Source organism: Rahnella sp. CFA14(1/10) (assembly GCF_004195095.1).
GTDB lineage: Bacteria > Pseudomonadota > Gammaproteobacteria > Enterobacterales > Enterobacteriaceae > Rahnella > Rahnella perminowiae.
The window spans coordinates 383,158-402,552 of record NZ_SEWS01000004.1; the positions used below are offsets into that span (position 1 = coordinate 383,158).

Below are 19,395 nucleotides of genomic sequence, written 5' to 3' on the forward strand. Positions count from 1 at the left end.
AGCATGACGTTATAAGTCTTCCGGCATGGATCGCAGGCAAAAAAAAGCGGAGCCTGAGCTCCGCGTTTCCAGAATATGAAAATCCGGGTCTGTTACTTATCGACGTGATCCGGGAATTCCATGTCGCTGTATTTCACCACTTTGGTGCCTTTGCTCAACTTGTAGCCGAACCAGATGATCAGGAACAGCGGCAGGCCGATGTAAGTTGCCGCAACACCGCCCCAGTCAATGGTGTCCTTGAGGAACGCCTGATAGTTCTGGCCCAACGTAATGATCAGACAGAGTACAAAGGCAAAAACCGGACCGAACGGGAAGAAACCTGACAGATAAGGCAATTTCTTCAGGTCACGTCCCTGCAGGACATAACCACGACGGAAGCGGTAATGGCTGACTGCAATCCCCAGCCAGGCGATGAAACCGGTCATGCCCGAGGTGTTAAGCAGCCACAGATAAACCGTCTGATTACCAAACATTGAACTCAGGAAGCACAGCGCAGCCACGATGGTGGTGGCATACAGCGCGTTACGCGGCACACCGCCTTTTGACAATTTGGCGAACATGCGTGGCGCTTTACCTTCACTTGCCAGTGTAAACAGCATACGGGTTGAGGCGTACATACCAGAGTTACCGGCAGACAGTACCGCGGTCAGGATCACGGCATTCATCACTGCCGCTGCTGACAACAGACCGGCATTACGGAACACCAGTGTGAACGGGCTGACGGAGATATCGCCAACTTCGTTACGCAGCAGGCTTGGATCGGTATAAGGAATGATCAGGCTGATGACCAGAATCGCCAGAATATAGAACAGCAGGATACGCCAGAAAACCTGACGCACGGCACGCGGAATATTCTTGCCCGGGTTCTCCGATTCACCCGCTGCCACACCGATCAGTTCTGTACCCTGGAAGGAGAAGCCGACAATCATTGCCACACCTATCATCGAGGCAAAACCGCCCGCAAATGGCGCATCACCGATGGCCCAGTTATGCCAGCCCGCTGTTTCAGCACCACGCATGATACCGGTGATCATCAGTACGCCGACGGCAATAAAGATGATGACAGTGACCACTTTGATCAGCGAGAACCAGTATTCCGCCTCGCCAAAACCACGCACGGAAATGTAGTTGAGCAGGAAGATCAGACCGAGGAACAAAGCGCTCCAGATCCAGCCAGGCGTGTCCGGGAACCAGTAATTCATCACCAGTTGTGAGGCCACCAGGTCAACCGCGATGGTGACAGCCCAGTTGTACCAGTAGTTCCAGCCCAGGGCGAAACCGAAGCCTTCTTCAACATAGCGGGAGCCGTAGGTAGAGAACGAACCTGAAACCGGCATGAACGCCGCCAGTTCACCCAGACTGGTCATCAGGAAGTAAACCATGATGCCGATTAATGCGTAGGAAAGCAGTGCCCCACCCGGGCCCGCCTGGGAAACTGTCGCACCTGAAGCAACAAATAATCCCGTACCAATTGAACCGCCGATAGCGATCATCGTTAGGTGACGTGCCTTAAGCTCGCGACGCAGTGTGGGAGCCACCTGCGTATTTTTTGTAGGTTGTTGAGCCATTTTTTCCCTATATCCGCTCGTCATGTGGAAATTTAAGCGCGGATTGTAGCAAAACCTGCCGCTCTGAATAGCAGGAACGACCTGTTATAAGACACCTTCATAACTGGCTGCAGATCATTAGTGAAAGACCGTTATTGGGCTTCGCGACAATAGGTCAGAAACCGTGATAATGCGCCGGAGATATGTTTTTGCCGATGATGGATCAGGTAAAGTTTGCGCACCATCGGCGCGACCGGCAACCGGATCTCTACCAGAGAACCACTGCTTAGCTGCTCAGAAATCACCCGACGTGAAAGGCAACTGATCCCGATGCCATGCCTGACAGCATGCTTAATTGCCTCGGAATTCCCCAGCTCCATGACCAGATTAAAATCCGGTAGCTGCGGCAACAACAGGTGATCTAACACTTCACGGGTACCGGAGCCGCGCTCGCGCAGGATCCAGGGTTCACGCGCCAGCGACTCCAGCGAAACCACCCGCCCCGCCAGCGGGTTTTCCGGTGCGACAAACACCACCAGTTCGTCATCCAGCCAGGGCTGTGTGATCAGTTCAGGCAACTGACACGGGCCTTCAATCAAACCGAGATCGACACGAAAGTCCGACACTGCATTAATGACATCGTTGGTGTTACCCACGTTCAGTTCCAGCGGTGTGTGGGGGAAATCCAGACGATAATCCGCAATCATCGCCGGCAGCATATAGTTGCCAATAGTGCTGCTCGCGCCGATGCGCAGCGAACCGTTGTCGTGATTAAACAGATGCTCGATTTCGCCAGCCTGTTCGAGCAATGCCAGCGCTTTCGGATACAACAAACGCCCATGCTCATTAATGACCAGCCGCTTACCGACACGGTCAAATAACTGCACGCCCAGTTGCCCTTCAATATCGGCCAGCGCCGCACTGACCGCAGATTGTGATAATGAAAGCACAACTGACGCCTGCGTGGTCGAACCGCTTTTCAGCACCTCGGCGAAAACCTCAAGTTGTCGCAATGTTATGTGCATAAATGTCCCGCTATTCTCATGCGCCCTATAGCACGCTGTGCTTTTAGTATAGACCCTTGCCTTGCAGGCCTCTTTTGAATGGATACTCTATACCACTTTTATAGATAGGTTATAAAGTAATAATCTATTTCATTTTTATATAAGCGCGGCGTAGCCTTATCTCATCACTCCTGAATGAGGAACGGACAATGAATACACTTGCGCTTAAAAACGAAAATAAAAAAGCGGCGGATAACCCGCATCTCCCTCATTTTTCGGGCTTTCGCCGCGTGTTACCCGGCCTGGCGCTGACCGGTATGATCACTGCACTGGCGATCTGGCTAAGTGATATTCCTGCGCTAAATCATCTCGGCCTGAGCGCACTGACGCTGGCGATTGTCATCGGCATGGTAATCGGTAACACGGTGTATCCGGCGGCAAAACCCTGGTGTGAGGAAGGTGTGACGCTGGCGAAGCAACGTCTTCTGCGTCTGGGCATTATCCTTTACGGTTTACGACTCACGTTTGCGCAAATTGCGGATGTCGGCGCGACCGGTATTCTGACTGACGCGCTGATGCTGTGTTCCACTTTCGCCCTCGCCTGCTGGCTTGGACAGCGGGTCTTTAAACTGGACCGCGATACCTCGATGCTGATTGGCGCGGGTAGCAGCATCTGTGGCGCAGCGGCGGTGATGGCGACGGAACCGGTGCTTAATGCCAAAGCCGAGAAAGTGACGGTTGCGGTGGCAACTGTCGTGATCTTCGGAACAGCAGCCATCTTTTTGTATCCGTGGTTATGGCATCTGAATGCTCAGTATCACTGGCTGAGCTTTACCGCTGCCCAGTTCGGCATCTATACCGGTTCGACGGTGCATGAAGTTGCGCAGGTCGTGGCAGCCGGTCAGGGTATCAGCCCGGATGCGGAAAACGCGGCAGTGATCGCCAAGATGATCCGCGTCATGATGCTGGCGCCGTTCCTGTTGCTGCTCTCTGGCTGGACGTCACGGAAAGCCGGGCAACAAGGCGGTCAGATGACGGGCATGCGTAACATTACTATCCCGTGGTTTGCCCTGCTGTTTATTCTGGTAGCGGCAGTTAATTCACTCAATATTCTGCCCCACAGCTGGATCCCGATGCTGATTACGTTCGATACCGTGCTGCTGGCGATGGCGATGGCAGCGCTCGGGCTGACCACCCACATCAGCGCATTACGTCAGGCGGGCCTTAAACCGATGCTGCTGGCGGCGGTATTGTTCATCTGGCTGATTGTCGGCGGTGCCGGTATCAACCAGCTTGTTCAGCAGCTTTTGGGCTGATGTTGCTGCTTTTAACACTTCAGTGCTGCGCCTCCTGCCAGGAGGCGCTATCATTTGCCCATAAACGCGATGAATAACTGAGGAGCAAAAATGAAGTTTGTGGGAGCACACGTGAGTGCAGCCGGGGGGGTCGATCAGGCGGTTCTGAGGGCACACGAGCTGGAAGCCACGGCTTTTGCGCTTTTCACCAAGAATCAGCGTCAGTGGAAAGCCGCACCGTTGCCGGAAGACGTCATCGGAAAATTCAAAGTGGCTTGTGAAACATACGGCTACCAAAGCAGTCAGATTTTGCCGCACGACAGCTACCTGATTAACCTCGGTCATCCGGTCGCCGAAGCGCTGGAGAAATCACGCGAGGCGTTTCTTGATGAGTTGCAACGCTGCGAACAACTGGGCCTTTCACTGCTAAATTTCCATCCGGGCAGCCACCTGATGCAAATCGCAGAAGATAAATGCCTGGCGCTGATTTCTGAATCTCTGAACATTGCGTTGGATAAAACCAAAGGCGTGACAGCGGTTATCGAAAACACCGCCGGTCAGGGCAGTAATCTCGGCTTCCGTTTCGAGCATCTGGCCAAAATTATTGAAGGTGTGGAAGATAAAAGCCGCGTGGGTGTCTGCATCGATACCTGTCACGCCTTTGCGGCGGGTTACGATCTGCGTACGGTGGAAGAATGCGAGAAAACCTTTAAGCACTTTGACGATGTGGTAGGTTTTCAATACCTGCGTGGTATGCATCTCAATGATGCGAAAAGCGCATTCAACAGCCGCGTTGACCGCCACCATAGCCTCGGCGAAGGTAATATCGGCAATACCGCCTTTAGCTGGATCATGAAAGATGCACGTTTCGACGGTATCCCGATGATCCTCGAAACAGTCAATCCGGACATCTGGAAAGATGAAATCGCCTGGCTGAAAGCACAGCAAACGTCTGAAAGTGGCGAAGCGGCAGCTTAGTTTTTACAGTAAATTCCGGTCGGCTCCCTCCCCCTGCGAAGGAGATGAGTAAAAAAGAGAATGACTCAGCTCCATACTCTCTTTTCTTTCGCAGAGAAGGCGCAATAAAAAAGGCGCGACATTCACATGTCGCGCCTTTTGGCTTTTAACAATTTACCGTTATGCAGCAGCTTTCGCGGCTACCGCAGCATCTGAACGTTTCAGAATCGCGTATGCACCACCCGCCAGAACCGTACCGGCGATAATCGCCACCAGATAACCGAGTACCGGTGTGATTGCGCCAGGGATCAGCAGCACGAACAGACCACCGTGTGGTGCCATCAGTTGCGCATGGAATGCCATCGATAAAGCACCGGTCAGTGCACCACCTGCGATACAGCATGGCAGAACACGCATCGGGTCACGGGCTGCGAACGGAATCGCACCTTCAGAGATAAAGCACAGACCTAATACCAGCGCCGCTTTACCCCCTTCACGTTCGCTTTGCTCAAACTTATGACGCGCCAGCAATGTTGCCAGTCCCATCGCCAGAGGAGGTACCATACCGGCAGCCATGATGGCGGCCATAGGGGCGTAGACGGAAGAACTCAGCAATGCCACGCCGAACGCGTAAGCGGCTTTGTTCACCGGGCCACCCATATCGGTACACATCATCGCACCGAGAATTGCTCCAAGCAGTACCGCATTGGCTGTACCCAAAGATTGCAGCCATGCAGTCAGACCCGCCATGATTTTGGCAACCGGCGTACCGACCACGTAAATCATTACCAGACCGGTAATCAGACTCGCCACCAGCGGAATAATCAGGATAGGTTTCAGCGCTTCCATACTTTGCGGTAATTTCAGCTTGCCGCTGATGGCTTTCGCCACATAACCCGCCAGGAAACCTGCAATGATACCGCCGAGGAAACCAGCACCGGTGCTGACAGCCAGCATGCCGCCGATAAGACCCGGCGTCAGACCCGGACGGTCAGCAATAGAGAAGGCAATGAAACCGGCCAGAACCGGCACCATCAGCGCGAAGGCTGAAGCCCCCCCGATTTGCATCAGCGCAGCAGCCAACGTGCCTTTCACTTCAAAGGCTTTGATACCGAAGACAAATGACAGCGCGATACACAAACCACCCGCTACCACCATTGGCAGCATGTAAGACACCCCGGTCAGCAGATGGCGGTACGGGCCTGCGCCACCCGCTTCTTTTTTCCCTGTGCCCGTTGCTTTGCCCTGAGATTTCGGCTCAAACACATCAGCTTCAACCAGCGCTTTGTCCAGTTCCTGTTTGGTCTTTTTCAGGGCCAGACCGGTAGATGTACGATACATCGGCTTACCGGCAAACTTCGCCAGATCCACCTCTATATCAGCCGCGACGATCACCAGATCAGCCGCTGCAACTTCTTCCGGCGTAATAGCATTACCGGCACCGACAGAACCGCGGGTTTCGACTTTTACCCACCAGCCGCGTTTTTTTGCTTCGGTTTCAATGGCTTCAGCCGCCATAAAGGTGTGTGCAACACCCGTCGGGCAGGCTGTGATAGCAACGATACGTTTCGGGCCGCTGGCGGCCGGAGCCGGCACAGCTGCCGCAACCGGGGCGACATACGGTTTCGCTTCAGCCAGCGCGCGTTGCAGGAAAGTCTCCGGATCACGGACTGCGTCAGACACGTCACCGGTATAAATATTTTTGCCAGCCAGGGCGGGCTCATTAGGTACGTTTTCACCGGCCACAACCACCACATCAGCCTCAGCGGCCTGTTCAGTCAGCTGGTGGCCTGCTTTCGCCGCAGCAGCAGCGAGCAAATTTTTCGCCAGTTGGCTGCGAGCCTGTCCCAGCGAACTGTCTATCATCAGCAGCATTTTCATTCTGCCTCCTGCGGGTTAAAAGGGTTTCAGATCAACACGGGCCATCATCGCCGCAAGTTGCGGACGATCGGTGACACCAACATTACTCTGGCTGACAGCCAGGGCAGCAACTGCGGTTGCCAGCCGTAACGTATGTTCACTGGATTCACGCATCAGCAAACCGTAGATCAGGCCACCGACCATGGAATCGCCGGCACCTACGGTGCTGACAACTTCACAGGCTGGTGGTTTGGCGATCCAGGCACCGGATGCGTTAACCCACAATGCACCTTCAGCCCCCAGAGAAATCACCACATGGGCGATCCCCTGATCACGCAAGGCGTGTGCGGCTTCTACTACGTCACTCAGTTCCGGTAATTTACGGCCAGCCCAGATTTCCAGCTCACGACGGTTAGGTTTAACCAGCCACGGAGCAGCTTTCAGACCGGCAACCAGCGCTTCACGACTGCTGTCGAAGATGATGCACGGGCACTGTGCGCGCAAACGTTTCATCCAGTCGGTGAAGGCATCAGGATCAACACCCGCTGGCAGACTGCCACTGACAGCCACCATGTCGAACTGACCCAGCCATGACAGCGAATCCGTCACGAAACGTTCCCAGTCTGCAGGCGTGACATTGAAGCCTGAGAAGTTGAAGTCGCTGACTTCGCCGTCTTTTTCAGTCAGTTTTACATTGATGCGGGTACGGCCGTTGACGACCTGGAAGCGGTTCGCGATGCCCAGATCGCTGAATAACAGCTGGAAGCCATCCTGGTTTTCTTTTCCCAGGAAACCGCCAACGGTGACGTCAATGCCGAGATCTTTCAGCACTTTGGCAACATTAATCCCTTTACCCGCCGCGTGCAGGCCGGTGGTTTGTACCAGATTGACTTCACCCCGTTCGATTTCAGGGCAGTAACCGACCAGATCGTAGGCCGGATTTAAAGTAATTGTGGCGACCCGACGGCTCATGCGCCCTCCCCAAGACCTTCAGCAATCGCTTCACCGATGGTTTTTAATGCCAGTTCTGCATCTTCACCGCTGGCGGTAAAGCGCAGGTGGTGACCTTTTTTAACACCCAGCGCCACGACTTTCATCAGGCTGCGACCGTTGGCAGGTTTACCGCTGCCATCAAGATTCGTTACCGTGATTTCACTGCTGAACTGTTTGATTACGTTCACCAGTGCGGTACCCGGACGTGCATGCAAGCCGTGTTCGTTACGGATAACGTATTCAGCGGTCAGCACATTGGCTTGTTCTTCGACTTCGCTGGTCAGCAAGGCCAGCACACCGACGGAATCTGCCGTCAGCAAGCGTTCAGCTTTGTTGGCAATCAGCAAATCGCTGAGGTAGTTCAGCACATCGAGCGGCTGATCGTCGGCAACGGAAATCGTCAGCAGCATGGAGACTTTTTCGCCATCCAGATCAAACGCCTGCTGCGCACGGCTTACTGTTGCCGCACTTTTCAGGTTGCCTTCGGTGCTGTCGCTCAGCCAGATGCCCTGCCCGAGGTTCAGCGGTTTTCGGCTGATGACATCGCTGACAAAAGCGTTATCGACCGCACCAATCTCTTTCAGGCGGCCTGCGTTCAGCGCCTGTAATGTGATCAGGTTTTCAGCGGCCACATCGACCGCGATAAGCTGGGTATCAAACAGAAATTCAGCCGCATTTTTTTCGCCCATCAGCAGGCTGCGTAATTCTTCAGCAGAATCTGTTTTTGCCAGGCGATCGGCCACACTGTCATCACTTAATACGTGCGTCAGCTGGCGAAGCAAACCGAGGTGTTCATCAGAACGGGCTGCGATGCCGATCACGACATATGCCGTCTGACCTTCACCCCAGGTAATCCCCTGCGGGAACTGGAAAACCTGCACGCCGGTATCAAGTACCAGGTCACGGGTATCCGTGGTGCCGTGCGGGATTGCGATGCCGTTGCCAAGGTAAGTCGAGGTTTGCAACTCACGCGCCAGCATGCCGTCAACATAACCTTCGCTGACGCGACCGGCCTGAGTCAGTGCTGCTGCAACCTGGCGAATAGCGTCCTGCTTATCGCTGGCAGCCGCACCGAGATGAATATCTTGCTGTGACAGTTGGAACATAATTCTCCTCTCCTGCTGAAATTGAATCGTTTCAGCTTTACTGAGAAAAAAGGAGCGCCATCAGATCTCAGGAGAAAAATGACAACGCTGAAACGTTTCAAGGAGTCTCAATCCGGCCTGTTTTTAAATCAAGCTTTCCCTGATTTTGCATAACAATTTTTTGATGTTACGCACAGTTTCCTTTCTGAGAGCTTTCCGAAACAGATTACTTAACGCAAATGCTGAAGCAGGCTGACGTAAAATGCTGACACAAGCTGACCGGTGGTGGTCAGGCATGATGCCGTAAAAAAAGCCCCCCTGATCTAGCGGTTTTTGACACAAAGTGCGGTTTTATTCTTCAGTATGGCAAATTCACGCCGGTTTACATTTTTGATGATCAAAACCTGTTTTTGTTTTTTTTAAACTGACGTAACATTCGCGCAAATTTTGTCCCCTCCCCTACATCCGGTTCATTTACCTAATGCGAATTTCTACAACGTCAGCCCGCCGTTTACCCGACATGACGTCGACTGCTTTTCTGATCATCGCCTTTCTCACGGGCATTGCGGGCGCATTACAGACGCCAACCCTCAGCCTGTTCCTGACGTCTCAGGTGCACGTCAGCCCGTTTATGGTCGGTATCTTCTTTACCGGCAGCGCCGTGATCGGTATTTTCGTCAGCCAGTTGCTGGCGACGTGGTCTGATAAACGCGGTGACCGCAAAACGCTCATTTTGTATTGCTGCATACTGGGTGCGCTGGCTTGTGTGCTTTTCGCCTTCAACCGTAATTACTTTATTCTGCTGTTCATCGGCGTTTTGCTGTCGAGTTTCGGTTCTACGGCAAACCCGCAGATGTTCGCGTTAGCCCGGGAGCATTCCGAAAAAACCGGCCGTGAAGCCGTGATGTTCAGCTCAATTTTGCGCGCACAGGTTTCGCTGGCATGGGTGGTCGGCCCGCCGCTGGCCTTCGCCCTGTCGATGGGATTTGGTTTTACCTTTATGTACTGCGCTGCCGCGCTGGCCTTCTTACTGTGCGGTGTAATGGTGTGGATGTTCCTGCCTTCAATGCCTAAAGCGCACATCAAAACCACCGCCACGCTGGAAGCACCCCGCCGTAACCGCCGCGATACACTGATGCTGTTCATTGCCTGTTCGCTGATGTGGGCAGCAAATAGCATTTATCTGATTAATATGCCGCTGTATGTGGTGCGTGAACTGGGGCTGCCGGAAAAACTGGCGGGCGTGCTGATGGGCAGTGCCGCCTGTCTGGAAATTCCGACCATGCTGATTGCCGGGTATCTGGCTAAGCAGTTGGGGAAACGGTTCCTGATGCGTTTTGCCGTGCTGGCGGGGGTGATTTTCTACGGCTGCCTTCTGTTTACAACCGGTGCAGCCATGCTGATTGCTTTACAGTTGCTGAACGCGATTTTCATCGGCATTCTGGCCGGGATCGGCATGCTGTATTTTCAGGATCTGATGCCGGGTCAGGCAGGGGCCGCCACCACGCTTTTCACCAACTCAACACGGGCGGGCTGGATCCTCGCCGGTTCGCTGGCCGGAGTGATCGCGCAGTTCTGGACATACCATGCGGTATTTTACGCCGCACTGGTGATGGTGATCGGTTCAGTGTTGTGTATCTGGAAAGTGAAAAACGTCGATAAGCCGGCTGAAAGTATGCCAGCGGCGGCGGTTTAAGGCGCCGTATCCGCTTCCAGCTTAATCAGATAAGTCAGTGCCTGGTCGCGATGTGTAAAACACATTTCGCGGCTGGCCTGCAGACTGGCGCACACTTTCGGGCGCAGCGGTGAGGCGAAAATTTTACACAGGAAATTATCGGCCAGCTGAACACAGCGTGTATTCGCCGGCTTGCCGTCTGGCATCCCCGGGATCGGGCTTGAAATTGAGGGCGCTATGCAACAGGCTCCGCAATCAGTACGACAGTCCATCAACAGCCTCCTCAGGCCTCATTTTGAGCCGCGACAATAGCAGGCGAGGTAATGCGCCACCAGCGAAATATTGACGACTTTTTAACATCATTACCCGAACATTTTTCATACCGGCAGGCGGAGCGCAAAAAATGCGCCGTAACGCGGAGTTTCGCGACTCTTTTTACGCTATCTGCTTGCCTGAAATCAGCGGCGCGAGTAACGTGTCGCAAATTATTTATCTCTCTGCTGACAGGTTATTTATATGGCACGTGCTAACGAAATTAAACGCGGCTTCGTTGTGAACTACGACGGCAAATTGCTGCTGGTAAAAGATATTGATGTTCAGAGCCCGAGCGCCCGTGGTGCCAGCACCTTGTACAAAATGCGTTTCGCTGACGTCCGTACGGGTGGCAAAGTGGAAGAGCGCTTTAAAGGCGACGATATCCTGGATACCGTTACCCTGACCCGTCGTAAAGTTAACTTCTCTTACGTGGATGGTGACGAATATATCTTTATGGATGACGAAGACTTCACACCCTACACCTTTAATAAGGCACAGATCGAAGATGAACTGCTGTTCATCCCTGAAGAAGGCTTGCAGGGCATGCAGGTTCTGACGCTGGACAGCCAGCTGCTGGCGCTCGAAATGCCACAGACTGTGGATCTGGAAATCGTGGAAACAGCTCCGGGCATCAAAGGCGCATCCGCCAGTTCCCGCACCAAACCTGCGGTAATGAGCACCGGGCTGAACATTCAGGTTCCTGAGTACCTGAGTTCTGGCGACAAAATCCGTATTCATATTGCAGAACGCCGTTATATGGGCCGCGCGGATTAATCAGCGCCCTGCCCTTCGGTAAAAGGAACGCTCCGGCGTTCCTTTTTTATTGTCTGCATTTTGCAATTCATCTCTCAGACAATGGATCTGTATCACAAAATGAGTGGCTGTCTGGACTTACCAATTCCCCTTTCTATCATATGACTTTACACTCTACACCCTGATTTCGGCTTAAATCGTCGCTTTATCCAGCATAAAATTGAACTGACGGGTAAACAGCCCCAATTTGGCCTGACCAATTATTTATTTCTGACTTGTCTGGAGTATTGCATGAAAACTATTGCCACAGCGTCCCTGCCTGCAGCAGTGTCATTGCCTGCTTATGATCGCGATGCGTTAAAAAGCCGTATTGTTCATCTCGGATTTGGCGCCTTCCATCGCGCTCACCAGGCACTGCTGACCAACCGCGTACTGAACCTTCAGGGGGGCGACTGGGGCATTTGCGAAATCAGCCTGTTTGGCAATGAAACCCTGATCAAAAGCTTACGTCAGCAAAATCATCTGTTTACCGTGCTGGAAAAAGGCGCGGACGGCAACCAGGCGATTATCATCGGCTCCGCGCATGAATCAGTGCATGGCGGGATTGACGGGCTGACAGCGGTACTTGAAAAACTCACCGAACCTCAGATAGCGATTGTTTCCCTGACCATTACCGAAAAAGGCTATTGCATTGAGCCAGGCACTGGCGAACTGGATCTGCAAAATCCAAAAATTCAGCAGGATCTGGCCGGTGATCAGGCACCCAGTACTGCGCCAGGCGTACTCGTTGAAGCGCTGCGCCTGCGCCATGAACGCGGCCTGCCGGGCTTCACCGTTTTATGCTGCGATAACATTCCTGAAAACGGTCTGGTCGTAAAAAAAGCCGTCCTGGGCATGGCGAAAGCCCGTTCCCCGGCGCTGGCGAAATGGATCACTGAAAACGTCTCTTTCCCAAGCACTATGGTTGACCGCATCGTTCCTGCGGCGACAGAGAACACGCTGGAAGAAATCACCGAAGCACTCGGTGGCGTGACCGATCCTTGTGGTATCGCCTGCGAACCGTTCATTCAGTGGGTGGTGGAAGACCATTTCGTGGCAGGCCGCCCTGACTGGGAGAAAGCCGGTGCGCAGATGGTTGACGACGTTCTGCCTTTTGAACAAATGAAGTTGCGCATGCTGAACGGCAGCCATTCTTTCCTCGCATACCTTGGCTATCTGGCCGGCTATCAGCACATCAATGATTGCATGGAAGACGCCAACTACAAAGCCGCTGCCCATCATCTGATGCTGCATGAACAGGCCCCGACACTCAGCGTCGGGGGGGTTGATCTTAACGCCTATGCTGACAGCCTGATTGCGCGTTACAGCAATCCGGCACTGAAACACCGGACCTGGCAAATCGCGATGGATGGTACACAGAAGCTGCCACAGCGTATGCTCGACTCAATCCGCTGGCATGTTAAAAATGGCGGTTCCTATGAATTGCTGGCGCTGGGCGTAGCAGGCTGGATGCGTTATGTGGGCGGGACTGATGATGCCGGACAACCGATCGAGATTAAAGATCCGATGGCTGAAACAGTCGCTGAAATTGTGGCGTCGACTGAAGATGGCGAACCGCGTGTGAAAGCCCTGCTGACCTTGACAGGTGTATTCGGTGAACAGTTGCCTCATGAAGAGAAAGTCGTAAACGCCATCCTGAGCGCATATGCCGATCTCCAAAGAATCGGCGCGAAGAAGACTGTCGCAAAATACATGCGTTAAGCCCGACACTGACACAGAAAACGGCTGCTGCGGCAGCCGTTTTTATTTGTTCTGCGCGATTAATCGTTCAGCCCGGAGGGGACCGAAGAGAACAGGAATCCGTCAAAAGACGGATCATCAGCATCCGAAACCTGTAACAGCATATCTTTTACATTTTCCAGATGCTGCCACATCGCCTGTTTGGCAGCTTTCGGATCCCTGCGCAGTACCGCCTGCAAAATTCTCTGATGGTCCTGCAACCAAATCTGGCCGTAATTTTTATTGCCGACATGCTGATGGATCCCCTGCCACATTGGGCTGCGCTGGCGGATCAGCCACAAATCATCCACCAGTTTAACCAGCACGCTGTTCTGGGAAGCCTGCGCCAGCAAGGCATGAAACCGCTGATCTTCAGCATCATCGGATACGCCACGGGCAATGCATTCACGTTGTGCATCAATGGCATCGCGCATTTGCAGAATATCCGTCTTAGTGGCCTGCATCGCCGCAAAAGCCGCGACTTCACTTTCCAGCAATTGCCGCGCCTGTAATAACTCAAACGGGCCATATCCGCTGTCAGCACCTTCCGGCTGGCTGTCTTGCGGCTGATGCAACACATAGACGCCGGAACCTTTACGCACTTCTACCACTTTTTCGAGTTCCAGCATGATCAGCGCTTCACGCACCACACTCCGGCTGACGGAATAAGATTCAGCAATGTCACGCTCCGGAGGAAGGCGATCACCAGGGGCATACTTCCCGGCATGGATATCGCGGCGCAGATGACCGCCTATCTCCTGATAAAGTCGCATGTTTTGCCTCTTTTCTCTGCCACAGTCTTAATTGGTCTGACATCTGATAAATCGTTCTGATGCCTGAAATAAGAGGGAAAATTATAACATGTCGGCAAAAAGGGAAAGGACAGGAATGGAAAACTGACGGTCCGATCAAAACCGGGCCAGCCACTTTACAAAGTTGTCCGGCCAAACTCGGTGGTATCATACTGACGTGCTCAATGACCGGGTTACAAATCATTAGCCCTGTTAATTCATTTCCGGCATTTAATTATAATTCACCGTCATTACGGCAAGACGAGGATCATTATTAATATGCTGCGTTGTGACCTTTCCGAGAGACAAAGGTAGTGCGAAAGAGGATGGAGTATGGACATTTACCGTATGAACCTGTCTTATCTGCCGGCCGTCACGCTCACAATGACTGATCACCCGGTTCTGTTCAGCGTTAAACTGGCATCCTCCGTCAACAATCGCGCCCGTAAAGTGAATGATTCCGCCTGATGCAGCGGCAGTGGCAAACTGAATCGTCCCTGAGGCCATGACTCCCAAAAACAGTACATAGGTCATTCTGTTCATGGTGACACCTCATCATAATTATAAATTTTAAAGTTCCCATAACTGCAATTTAACATTAATACATCTCATTGAATTCACACGCCTGAATACAAAATAAACCGTGCCCGCCTGCCGCTAAAAATAAGCAATCCATGTCTTACATCGGCACAACGCTGGATTTTCTTAAGAAGTCGCTGCACATTGACGGGGAATTTTTCAAAAAGGATGTGCAACCATGACCAAAACCAACCTGATCACCGGTTTTCTGGGAAGCGGCAAAACCACCACGCTGCGCCATCTGCTGGCTCAGAAGCCTGAAGGTGAGAAGTGGGCCGTGCTGGTAAATGAATTCGGCGAAGTCGGCATTGATGGTGCGTTACTGGCTGACAGTGGTGCGGTCCTGAAGGAAATTCCCGGTGGTTGCATGTGCTGCGTGAACGGTTTGCCCATGCAGGTGGGCCTGAATATGTTATTGCAGCAGGCAAAACCTGACCGCTTGCTGATCGAACCCACCGGGCTGGGGCATCCGAAGCAGATCCTCTCTTTACTGACGTCCGCCGTTTACAGCAACTGGCTGACACTCAATGCCACGCTTTGTCTGTTGGATCCACGTCAGTTAAGCGATCAGCGCGTCATTGAGAATGAAAACTTTCGCGATCAGCTGGCCTCGGCAGACATCATTGTGGCGAATAAGTCTGATGTGACGCAGGCGCAGGACAAACAGAAGCTGGACGAATGGTATCAACACAGTGGCCGCCAGCGCCTTCTGATCACCGCTTCGCAAGGTAAGATAGACCCGGCTTTACTGGATTTACCGCGCCAGAATCGGGCTGAGTTACCGCAAGGTAAACATCATCATGCTCATGCCGAAAAACCTGGGCTGGCCGCGCTGAGCCTGCCGGCGAAACAGCGCTGGCGTCGCGCACTGAATCAGGCAGACGGTTATACCAGTTGCGGATGGATATTTGATGGCGAAACACAGTTTGAGGCGGCGGACATTCTCGACTGGGCGCGTGCAGTACCGGTTGAACGTGTCAAAGGGATTATGCGCATTAAAGAAGGCACCTTAATGATTAACCGGCAGGGCAATGACTTACATATCGAAACCAGACCGGCGCCGCCTTCAGACAGCAGAATTGAGCTTATTACGCAAAACGAAGTGCAATGGAATACATTACAATCATCTTTGTTGAAGATTCGTTTAAGTTGATCGGATTAAGTTAACGCTAACTACGTTATTCCTTACCCTGCTAAGAATAGGTTTTCCTTTATGTGGCGCCGCAATATCCCGGCAATCCTGATACTCAATGTATTAGGCGTTGCCTTATTTTTATCTTTCTATCTGCCAGCAAACCATGGTTTCTGGTTCCCGATTGATAAATCGATTTTCTTCTTTTTTAACCAACATCTGGCAACCGATGCGTGGTTCCTGCACCTGGTCGCCGTGACCAATAACCGTGCCTTTGATGTTATTTCACTCCTGGCGATGGGAATATTGTATCTGAGCTACTTCGTGAAGCAGGATGGCAACGGGCGTCGGCGTTACATCATTATTGGTATTGTGATGCTGCTGACCGCGGTGGTGCTCAACCAGATAGGGCATTTATTGCCTGTCAGCCACAAGAGTCCGTCGCTCAGCTTCCCGGGTGTAAACCGGGTGAGCGAGCTGACCGGCATTCCTACCAAAGATGCTTCCGGAGACAGTTTCCCGGGCGATCATGGCATGATGCTGATTATTTTCTCATGCTTCATGCTGCGCTATCTGGGCAGGTCAGCATTCGCTATCGCTTTGATCATCACCTTCATCTTCTCCCTGCCCCGGGTGATGATTGGTGCACACTGGTTTACGGATATCGCGGTCGGCTCAATGTCCGTCGTGCTGGTCGGTGCCAGCTGGTGGCTAATGACGCCTGCGAGCGATATGCTGATTAACTGGCTTGAGAAAAAGTTACCCGGTAAAAAAAATCCTAAGTCACAGGCATAATTTCAAATTACATACATAATAATTATGGCCCGACAGATGTTTATGATCTGCCGGGCCTTTTTATAAGAAACTTTTCAGCACTTCTCTCTCGTATTATGTGCCAGGAACGCACTAATGATGCGGCTTTAACCCAAATTTGTATAAATATCACCCATCACTTTTAACATGTTTACTTACATCACCTTACATCACAATTTCTTATAAGAAATCTCATAATACCTCTCGCAATCACCTGTTCATTACGGTAATCTCCAATTCGCCTGCATAGAATTGTGCTAAAAACGCCCCGGTTCAGGAAAAAAACGTGCTCTGACACACATTTTCCCTTCAAGGCATTTGTCCCACAGATGTACGGCAGGTAGTCTCGCTTCGTTTGGCAATTTTAATAACGATTTAATCGTTAAGGACACCAAGGGATAACAACAATAATGGTCAAGTCTCAACCGTTTCTGAGATATATCACGCGGATAATTCCCGCGATTGGTGCAGCAATTATTCTCTCTGCATGTAGTGGTACACATTCTTCGAACACAGAAAACGCACAAACTGATATGCGTGCAGTAAATGGCAATGATGGCCTTCTACTGCAAGCCTCTCAGGATGAATTCGAAGCAATGGTTCGCAACGTCAACGTTAAATCCAAAATTATGGATCAGTACGCTGGCTGGAAAGGCGTTCGTTATCGGTTAGGCGGTGACAGCAAGCGTGGTATCGATTGCTCAGCGTTCGTACAGGTAACATTCCGCGAACAATTTGGTATGGATTTACCTCGTTCAACCTATGAACAGGAAGAGAAAGGCAAGAAAATCCAGCGCACGAAACTGCGTCCGGGTGATCTGGTTCTGTTCCGCGCGGGTTCTACAGGCCGTCACGTCGGTATTTATTTAGGTAACGATCAGTTTGTGCATGCATCCACCAGCAACGGTGTGATGATTTCCAATCTGAAAGAGTCCTACTGGAATGCACGTTATCGTGAAGCAAGACGAGTTTTAGCTAACGGTTAATGCCGTTACCTGATGATTTAGTTCTTGTTGTCCTATGCCAAGCGAATAAAAAAACGTCATCTTTGGATGGCGTTTTTTTATGCCTGTAATAAAGTGTATTAAATATCTATTGTTTTTTTTGACAACGTTATACTTTTATTCTTTCCGCGCAAAAGGGCAAAACATATGGGTTTAAAAACGGCGTTAGCACACACCGTATTGCCCAAGCATCTGTATTTAAAGAGAAGTCTGTTTTTTTCAGCCCTGTTTTTCATTTTATTTACTGCCGTCACCCTCACCGTGATTAAAGCTAACGCGCTGCGTGAACAACATCAAATCGCGCAGAGAACAGCAACATTCACGTCTGACTACCTGCGCCAGTTAACCGACACAATGCTCAGAATCGGGTTGCTTACGGCGGAACCCTGCCCTTCCATTGCAGGGGAATTAAACCGTGACGCCGCATTCAGCGTGGGCGTTCGTGATTTTCAACTGGTGCGTAATGGCATAGTTTTTTGTTCCTCGGCTTCCGGCAATCAACACGTTCCGGCAAACAGTGCCCTGCATGACATCGATTTTGATAAAAACATGAGTATCAGCTTGCAGATGGGAACGCCTGCCGTTCCGAACCGCGCGGTGATCCTTATATGGCAGCGTAATGCCGGGGCAGCGGATGATGGCGTGATAGCCACACTGGAACTGACACTTTCACCTTATATGCTTTTTGCGCAGCCAGGATCCGGCTACCGGGGTTTTGCACTCCTGGTGGGAGATAGCGCATTGATTTCTTCCATGGCGGGGCTGATCCCTGTCAGTGATTTGCCTCGCAGCCACTTTACTCAAGTCAACGTTGACCATTATCCTTTCAGTATTCGCCTCTATTCCCCTGTACTGACCCGCGATAATATTCTTTTTACGATCTCAGGCGGCCTGCTGCTTAGCCTGCTGGTGTGTGCACTGATTTATCACAGCTTGCTGAACCGCCATAACGTAGAGCGGGAGATCCTCCGCGGGTTGAAAAATAAAGAATTCTTTGTGGAATATCAGCCAGTTATCGACGCTAAAAGCCTGAAAGTGACCGGCGTTGAAGCCCTGCTGCGCTGGCAGCATCCGATTGAGGGACGCATTCCGCCCGATATTTTTATCAGCTACGCTGAAAATCAGGGGCTTATCGTCGAACTGACGCAACACATGATGGCACTGGTGGCGGCGGATGCTCATACCCTGCAGCACGTGTTTGCAGCTCCGGGTAAACTCAGTATCAATATTTCCCCTCACCACATGAATAAAATCAGCTTTCATGACGATGTGATGAATTTTATTGAAGCACTCCCTGAAAATGCTTTCCAGGTGATTTTCGAGATTACAGAACGCGGAATGATTGATACGCAAGGCGCATTACGGGAATTTAACTGGCTGCGCCGCCACAAGATTGAAATAGCCATTGATGATTTTGGTACCGGACATAGCGCACTGATTTATCTTGAGAAGTTTACGCTGGATTATCTGAAAATCGACCGCGGATTTGTCATGTCAATTGATCAGAAAACCCTTATCGCGCCAGTATTGGATACCGTTCTCCGGCTCACGGAAGAACTGAAGATCAAAACCGTGGCAGAAGGTGTCGAAACCCCGATGCAGGCTGAATATCTGCGTAACCACGGCGTGACCTATTTACAGGGATTCCTGTACAGCAAGTCGTTAGGTGTTGCGGAACTTGTGGCCTTTATACGTGATTTCAACGAGAAAGAAGCCACCTGGCAGATTTGACCTGCATCAGTCCTGCATCTTTTGTCCCATTTTTCTTTTAGGCGTCTGCATCCGGTTGTGATAAAAAGGCCAAAATCAGGGA

Annotated in this window: 17 protein-coding genes; 10 read left to right on the forward strand and 7 right to left on the reverse strand. The window is 51.7% G+C overall.

Annotated features, from left to right (window positions below; genetic code table 11):
* Positions 1-92: 92 nt before the first annotated feature.
* Positions 93-1,568, reverse strand: a complete 1,476-nt coding sequence (locus tag EVX52_RS10715) for an amino acid permease (protein ID WP_129952398.1) — start codon at positions 1,566-1,568, stop codon at positions 93-95.
* A gap of 131 nt (positions 1,569-1,699) precedes the next feature.
* Entirely contained in the window at positions 1,700-2,572 is an 873-nt protein-coding gene (gene yieE / locus EVX52_RS10720; protein ID WP_129952397.1) for a DNA-binding transcriptional regulator YeiE, read from the reverse strand.
* A gap of 188 nt (positions 2,573-2,760) precedes the next feature.
* Here yieE and EVX52_RS10725 point away from each other — a divergent pair, with 188 nt between their 5' ends.
* Both EVX52_RS10725 and nfo read left to right on the forward strand, forming a co-directional pair.
* A complete protein-coding gene (locus tag EVX52_RS10725) occupies positions 2,761-3,867 on the forward strand; it encodes a YeiH family protein (RefSeq protein ID WP_129991256.1) in 1,107 nt (368 codons plus the stop codon).
* A gap of 90 nt (positions 3,868-3,957) precedes the next feature.
* Positions 3,958-4,824 carry a deoxyribonuclease IV gene (nfo, locus tag EVX52_RS10730; protein ID WP_129991257.1) on the forward strand — a complete coding sequence of 289 codons (867 nt, stop codon included), beginning with the start codon at positions 3,958-3,960 and terminating at the stop codon, positions 4,822-4,824.
* A gap of 159 nt (positions 4,825-4,983) precedes the next feature.
* Here the strand turns inward: nfo and fruA are convergent, their stop codons facing one another.
* The 3 genes from fruA to fruB are packed head-to-tail and all read right to left on the reverse strand — an operon-like array spanning position 4,984 to position 8,762.
* Positions 4,984-6,684 carry a PTS fructose transporter subunit IIBC gene (gene fruA / locus EVX52_RS10735; protein WP_129991258.1) on the reverse strand — a complete coding sequence of 567 codons (1,701 nt, stop codon included), beginning with the start codon at positions 6,682-6,684 and terminating at the stop codon, positions 4,984-4,986.
* A 15-nt stretch (positions 6,685-6,699) separates the two neighbouring features.
* The gene (gene fruK / locus EVX52_RS10740) at positions 6,700-7,635 is read right to left on the reverse strand and encodes a 1-phosphofructokinase (RefSeq protein WP_013574663.1); all 936 of its coding nucleotides are present in this window, start codon (positions 7,633-7,635) and stop codon (positions 6,700-6,702) included.
* A complete protein-coding gene (gene fruB, locus EVX52_RS10745) occupies positions 7,632-8,762 on the reverse strand; it encodes a fused PTS fructose transporter subunit IIA/HPr protein (protein ID WP_129991259.1) in 1,131 nt (376 codons plus the stop codon). Before fruB ends, fruK begins: the two co-directional genes overlap by 4 nt.
* Positions 8,763-9,222: 460 nt before the next feature.
* On the opposite strand from fruB, the gene EVX52_RS10750 reads away from it, so the two are divergent.
* Entirely contained in the window at positions 9,223-10,437 is a 1,215-nt protein-coding gene (locus tag EVX52_RS10750) for a sugar efflux transporter (protein WP_129952392.1), read from the forward strand.
* On the opposite strand, the gene EVX52_RS10755 is transcribed toward EVX52_RS10750, so the two are convergent.
* Positions 10,434-10,688 (reverse strand): YkgJ family cysteine cluster protein, encoded by a 255-nt coding sequence (locus EVX52_RS10755; protein WP_129952391.1) that lies wholly within the window; start codon positions 10,686-10,688, stop codon positions 10,434-10,436. The two genes, EVX52_RS10750 and EVX52_RS10755, sit on opposite strands and share 4 nt — an antisense overlap.
* Positions 10,689-10,932: 244 nt before the next feature.
* Here EVX52_RS10755 and yeiP point away from each other — a divergent pair, with 244 nt between their 5' ends.
* A complete protein-coding gene (gene yeiP, locus EVX52_RS10760) occupies positions 10,933-11,505 on the forward strand; it encodes an elongation factor P-like protein YeiP (RefSeq protein ID WP_015696520.1) in 573 nt (190 codons plus the stop codon).
* A 270-nt stretch (positions 11,506-11,775) separates the two neighbouring features.
* A complete protein-coding gene (locus EVX52_RS10765; RefSeq protein ID WP_129991260.1) occupies positions 11,776-13,245 on the forward strand; it encodes a mannitol dehydrogenase family protein in 1,470 nt (489 codons plus the stop codon).
* Between the two features lie 59 nt (positions 13,246-13,304).
* Here EVX52_RS10765 and EVX52_RS10770 read toward each other — a convergent pair whose 3' ends face one another.
* On the reverse strand, positions 13,305-14,036 hold the full coding sequence (locus EVX52_RS10770; RefSeq protein WP_129991261.1) for an FCD domain-containing protein: 732 nt from the start codon (positions 14,034-14,036) through the stop codon (positions 13,305-13,307).
* A 351-nt stretch (positions 14,037-14,387) separates the two neighbouring features.
* On the opposite strand from EVX52_RS10770, the gene EVX52_RS25695 reads away from it, so the two are divergent.
* The 5 genes from EVX52_RS25695 (at position 14,388) to EVX52_RS10795 (ending at position 19,313) form a co-directional block, all read left to right on the forward strand.
* The gene (locus tag EVX52_RS25695) at positions 14,388-14,522 is read left to right on the forward strand and encodes a hypothetical protein (protein WP_255466707.1); all 135 of its coding nucleotides are present in this window, start codon (positions 14,388-14,390) and stop codon (positions 14,520-14,522) included.
* A gap of 289 nt (positions 14,523-14,811) precedes the next feature.
* Entirely contained in the window at positions 14,812-15,786 is a 975-nt protein-coding gene (locus tag EVX52_RS10780; RefSeq protein WP_129991263.1) for a GTP-binding protein, read from the forward strand.
* Positions 15,787-15,846: 60 nt separating this feature from the next.
* Positions 15,847-16,560 (forward strand): phosphatase PAP2 family protein, encoded by a 714-nt coding sequence (locus tag EVX52_RS10785; RefSeq protein WP_129991264.1) that lies wholly within the window; start codon positions 15,847-15,849, stop codon positions 16,558-16,560.
* A gap of 428 nt (positions 16,561-16,988) precedes the next feature.
* Positions 16,989-17,564 (forward strand): bifunctional murein DD-endopeptidase/murein LD-carboxypeptidase, encoded by a 576-nt coding sequence (gene mepS / locus EVX52_RS10790; RefSeq protein ID WP_013574652.1) that lies wholly within the window; start codon positions 16,989-16,991, stop codon positions 17,562-17,564.
* A gap of 165 nt (positions 17,565-17,729) precedes the next feature.
* Positions 17,730-19,313, forward strand: coding sequence for a cyclic di-GMP phosphodiesterase (locus tag EVX52_RS10795; RefSeq protein WP_240783458.1), 1,584 nt, complete (start codon positions 17,730-17,732; stop codon positions 19,311-19,313).
* The last annotated feature ends 82 nt before the right edge of the window (positions 19,314-19,395 follow it).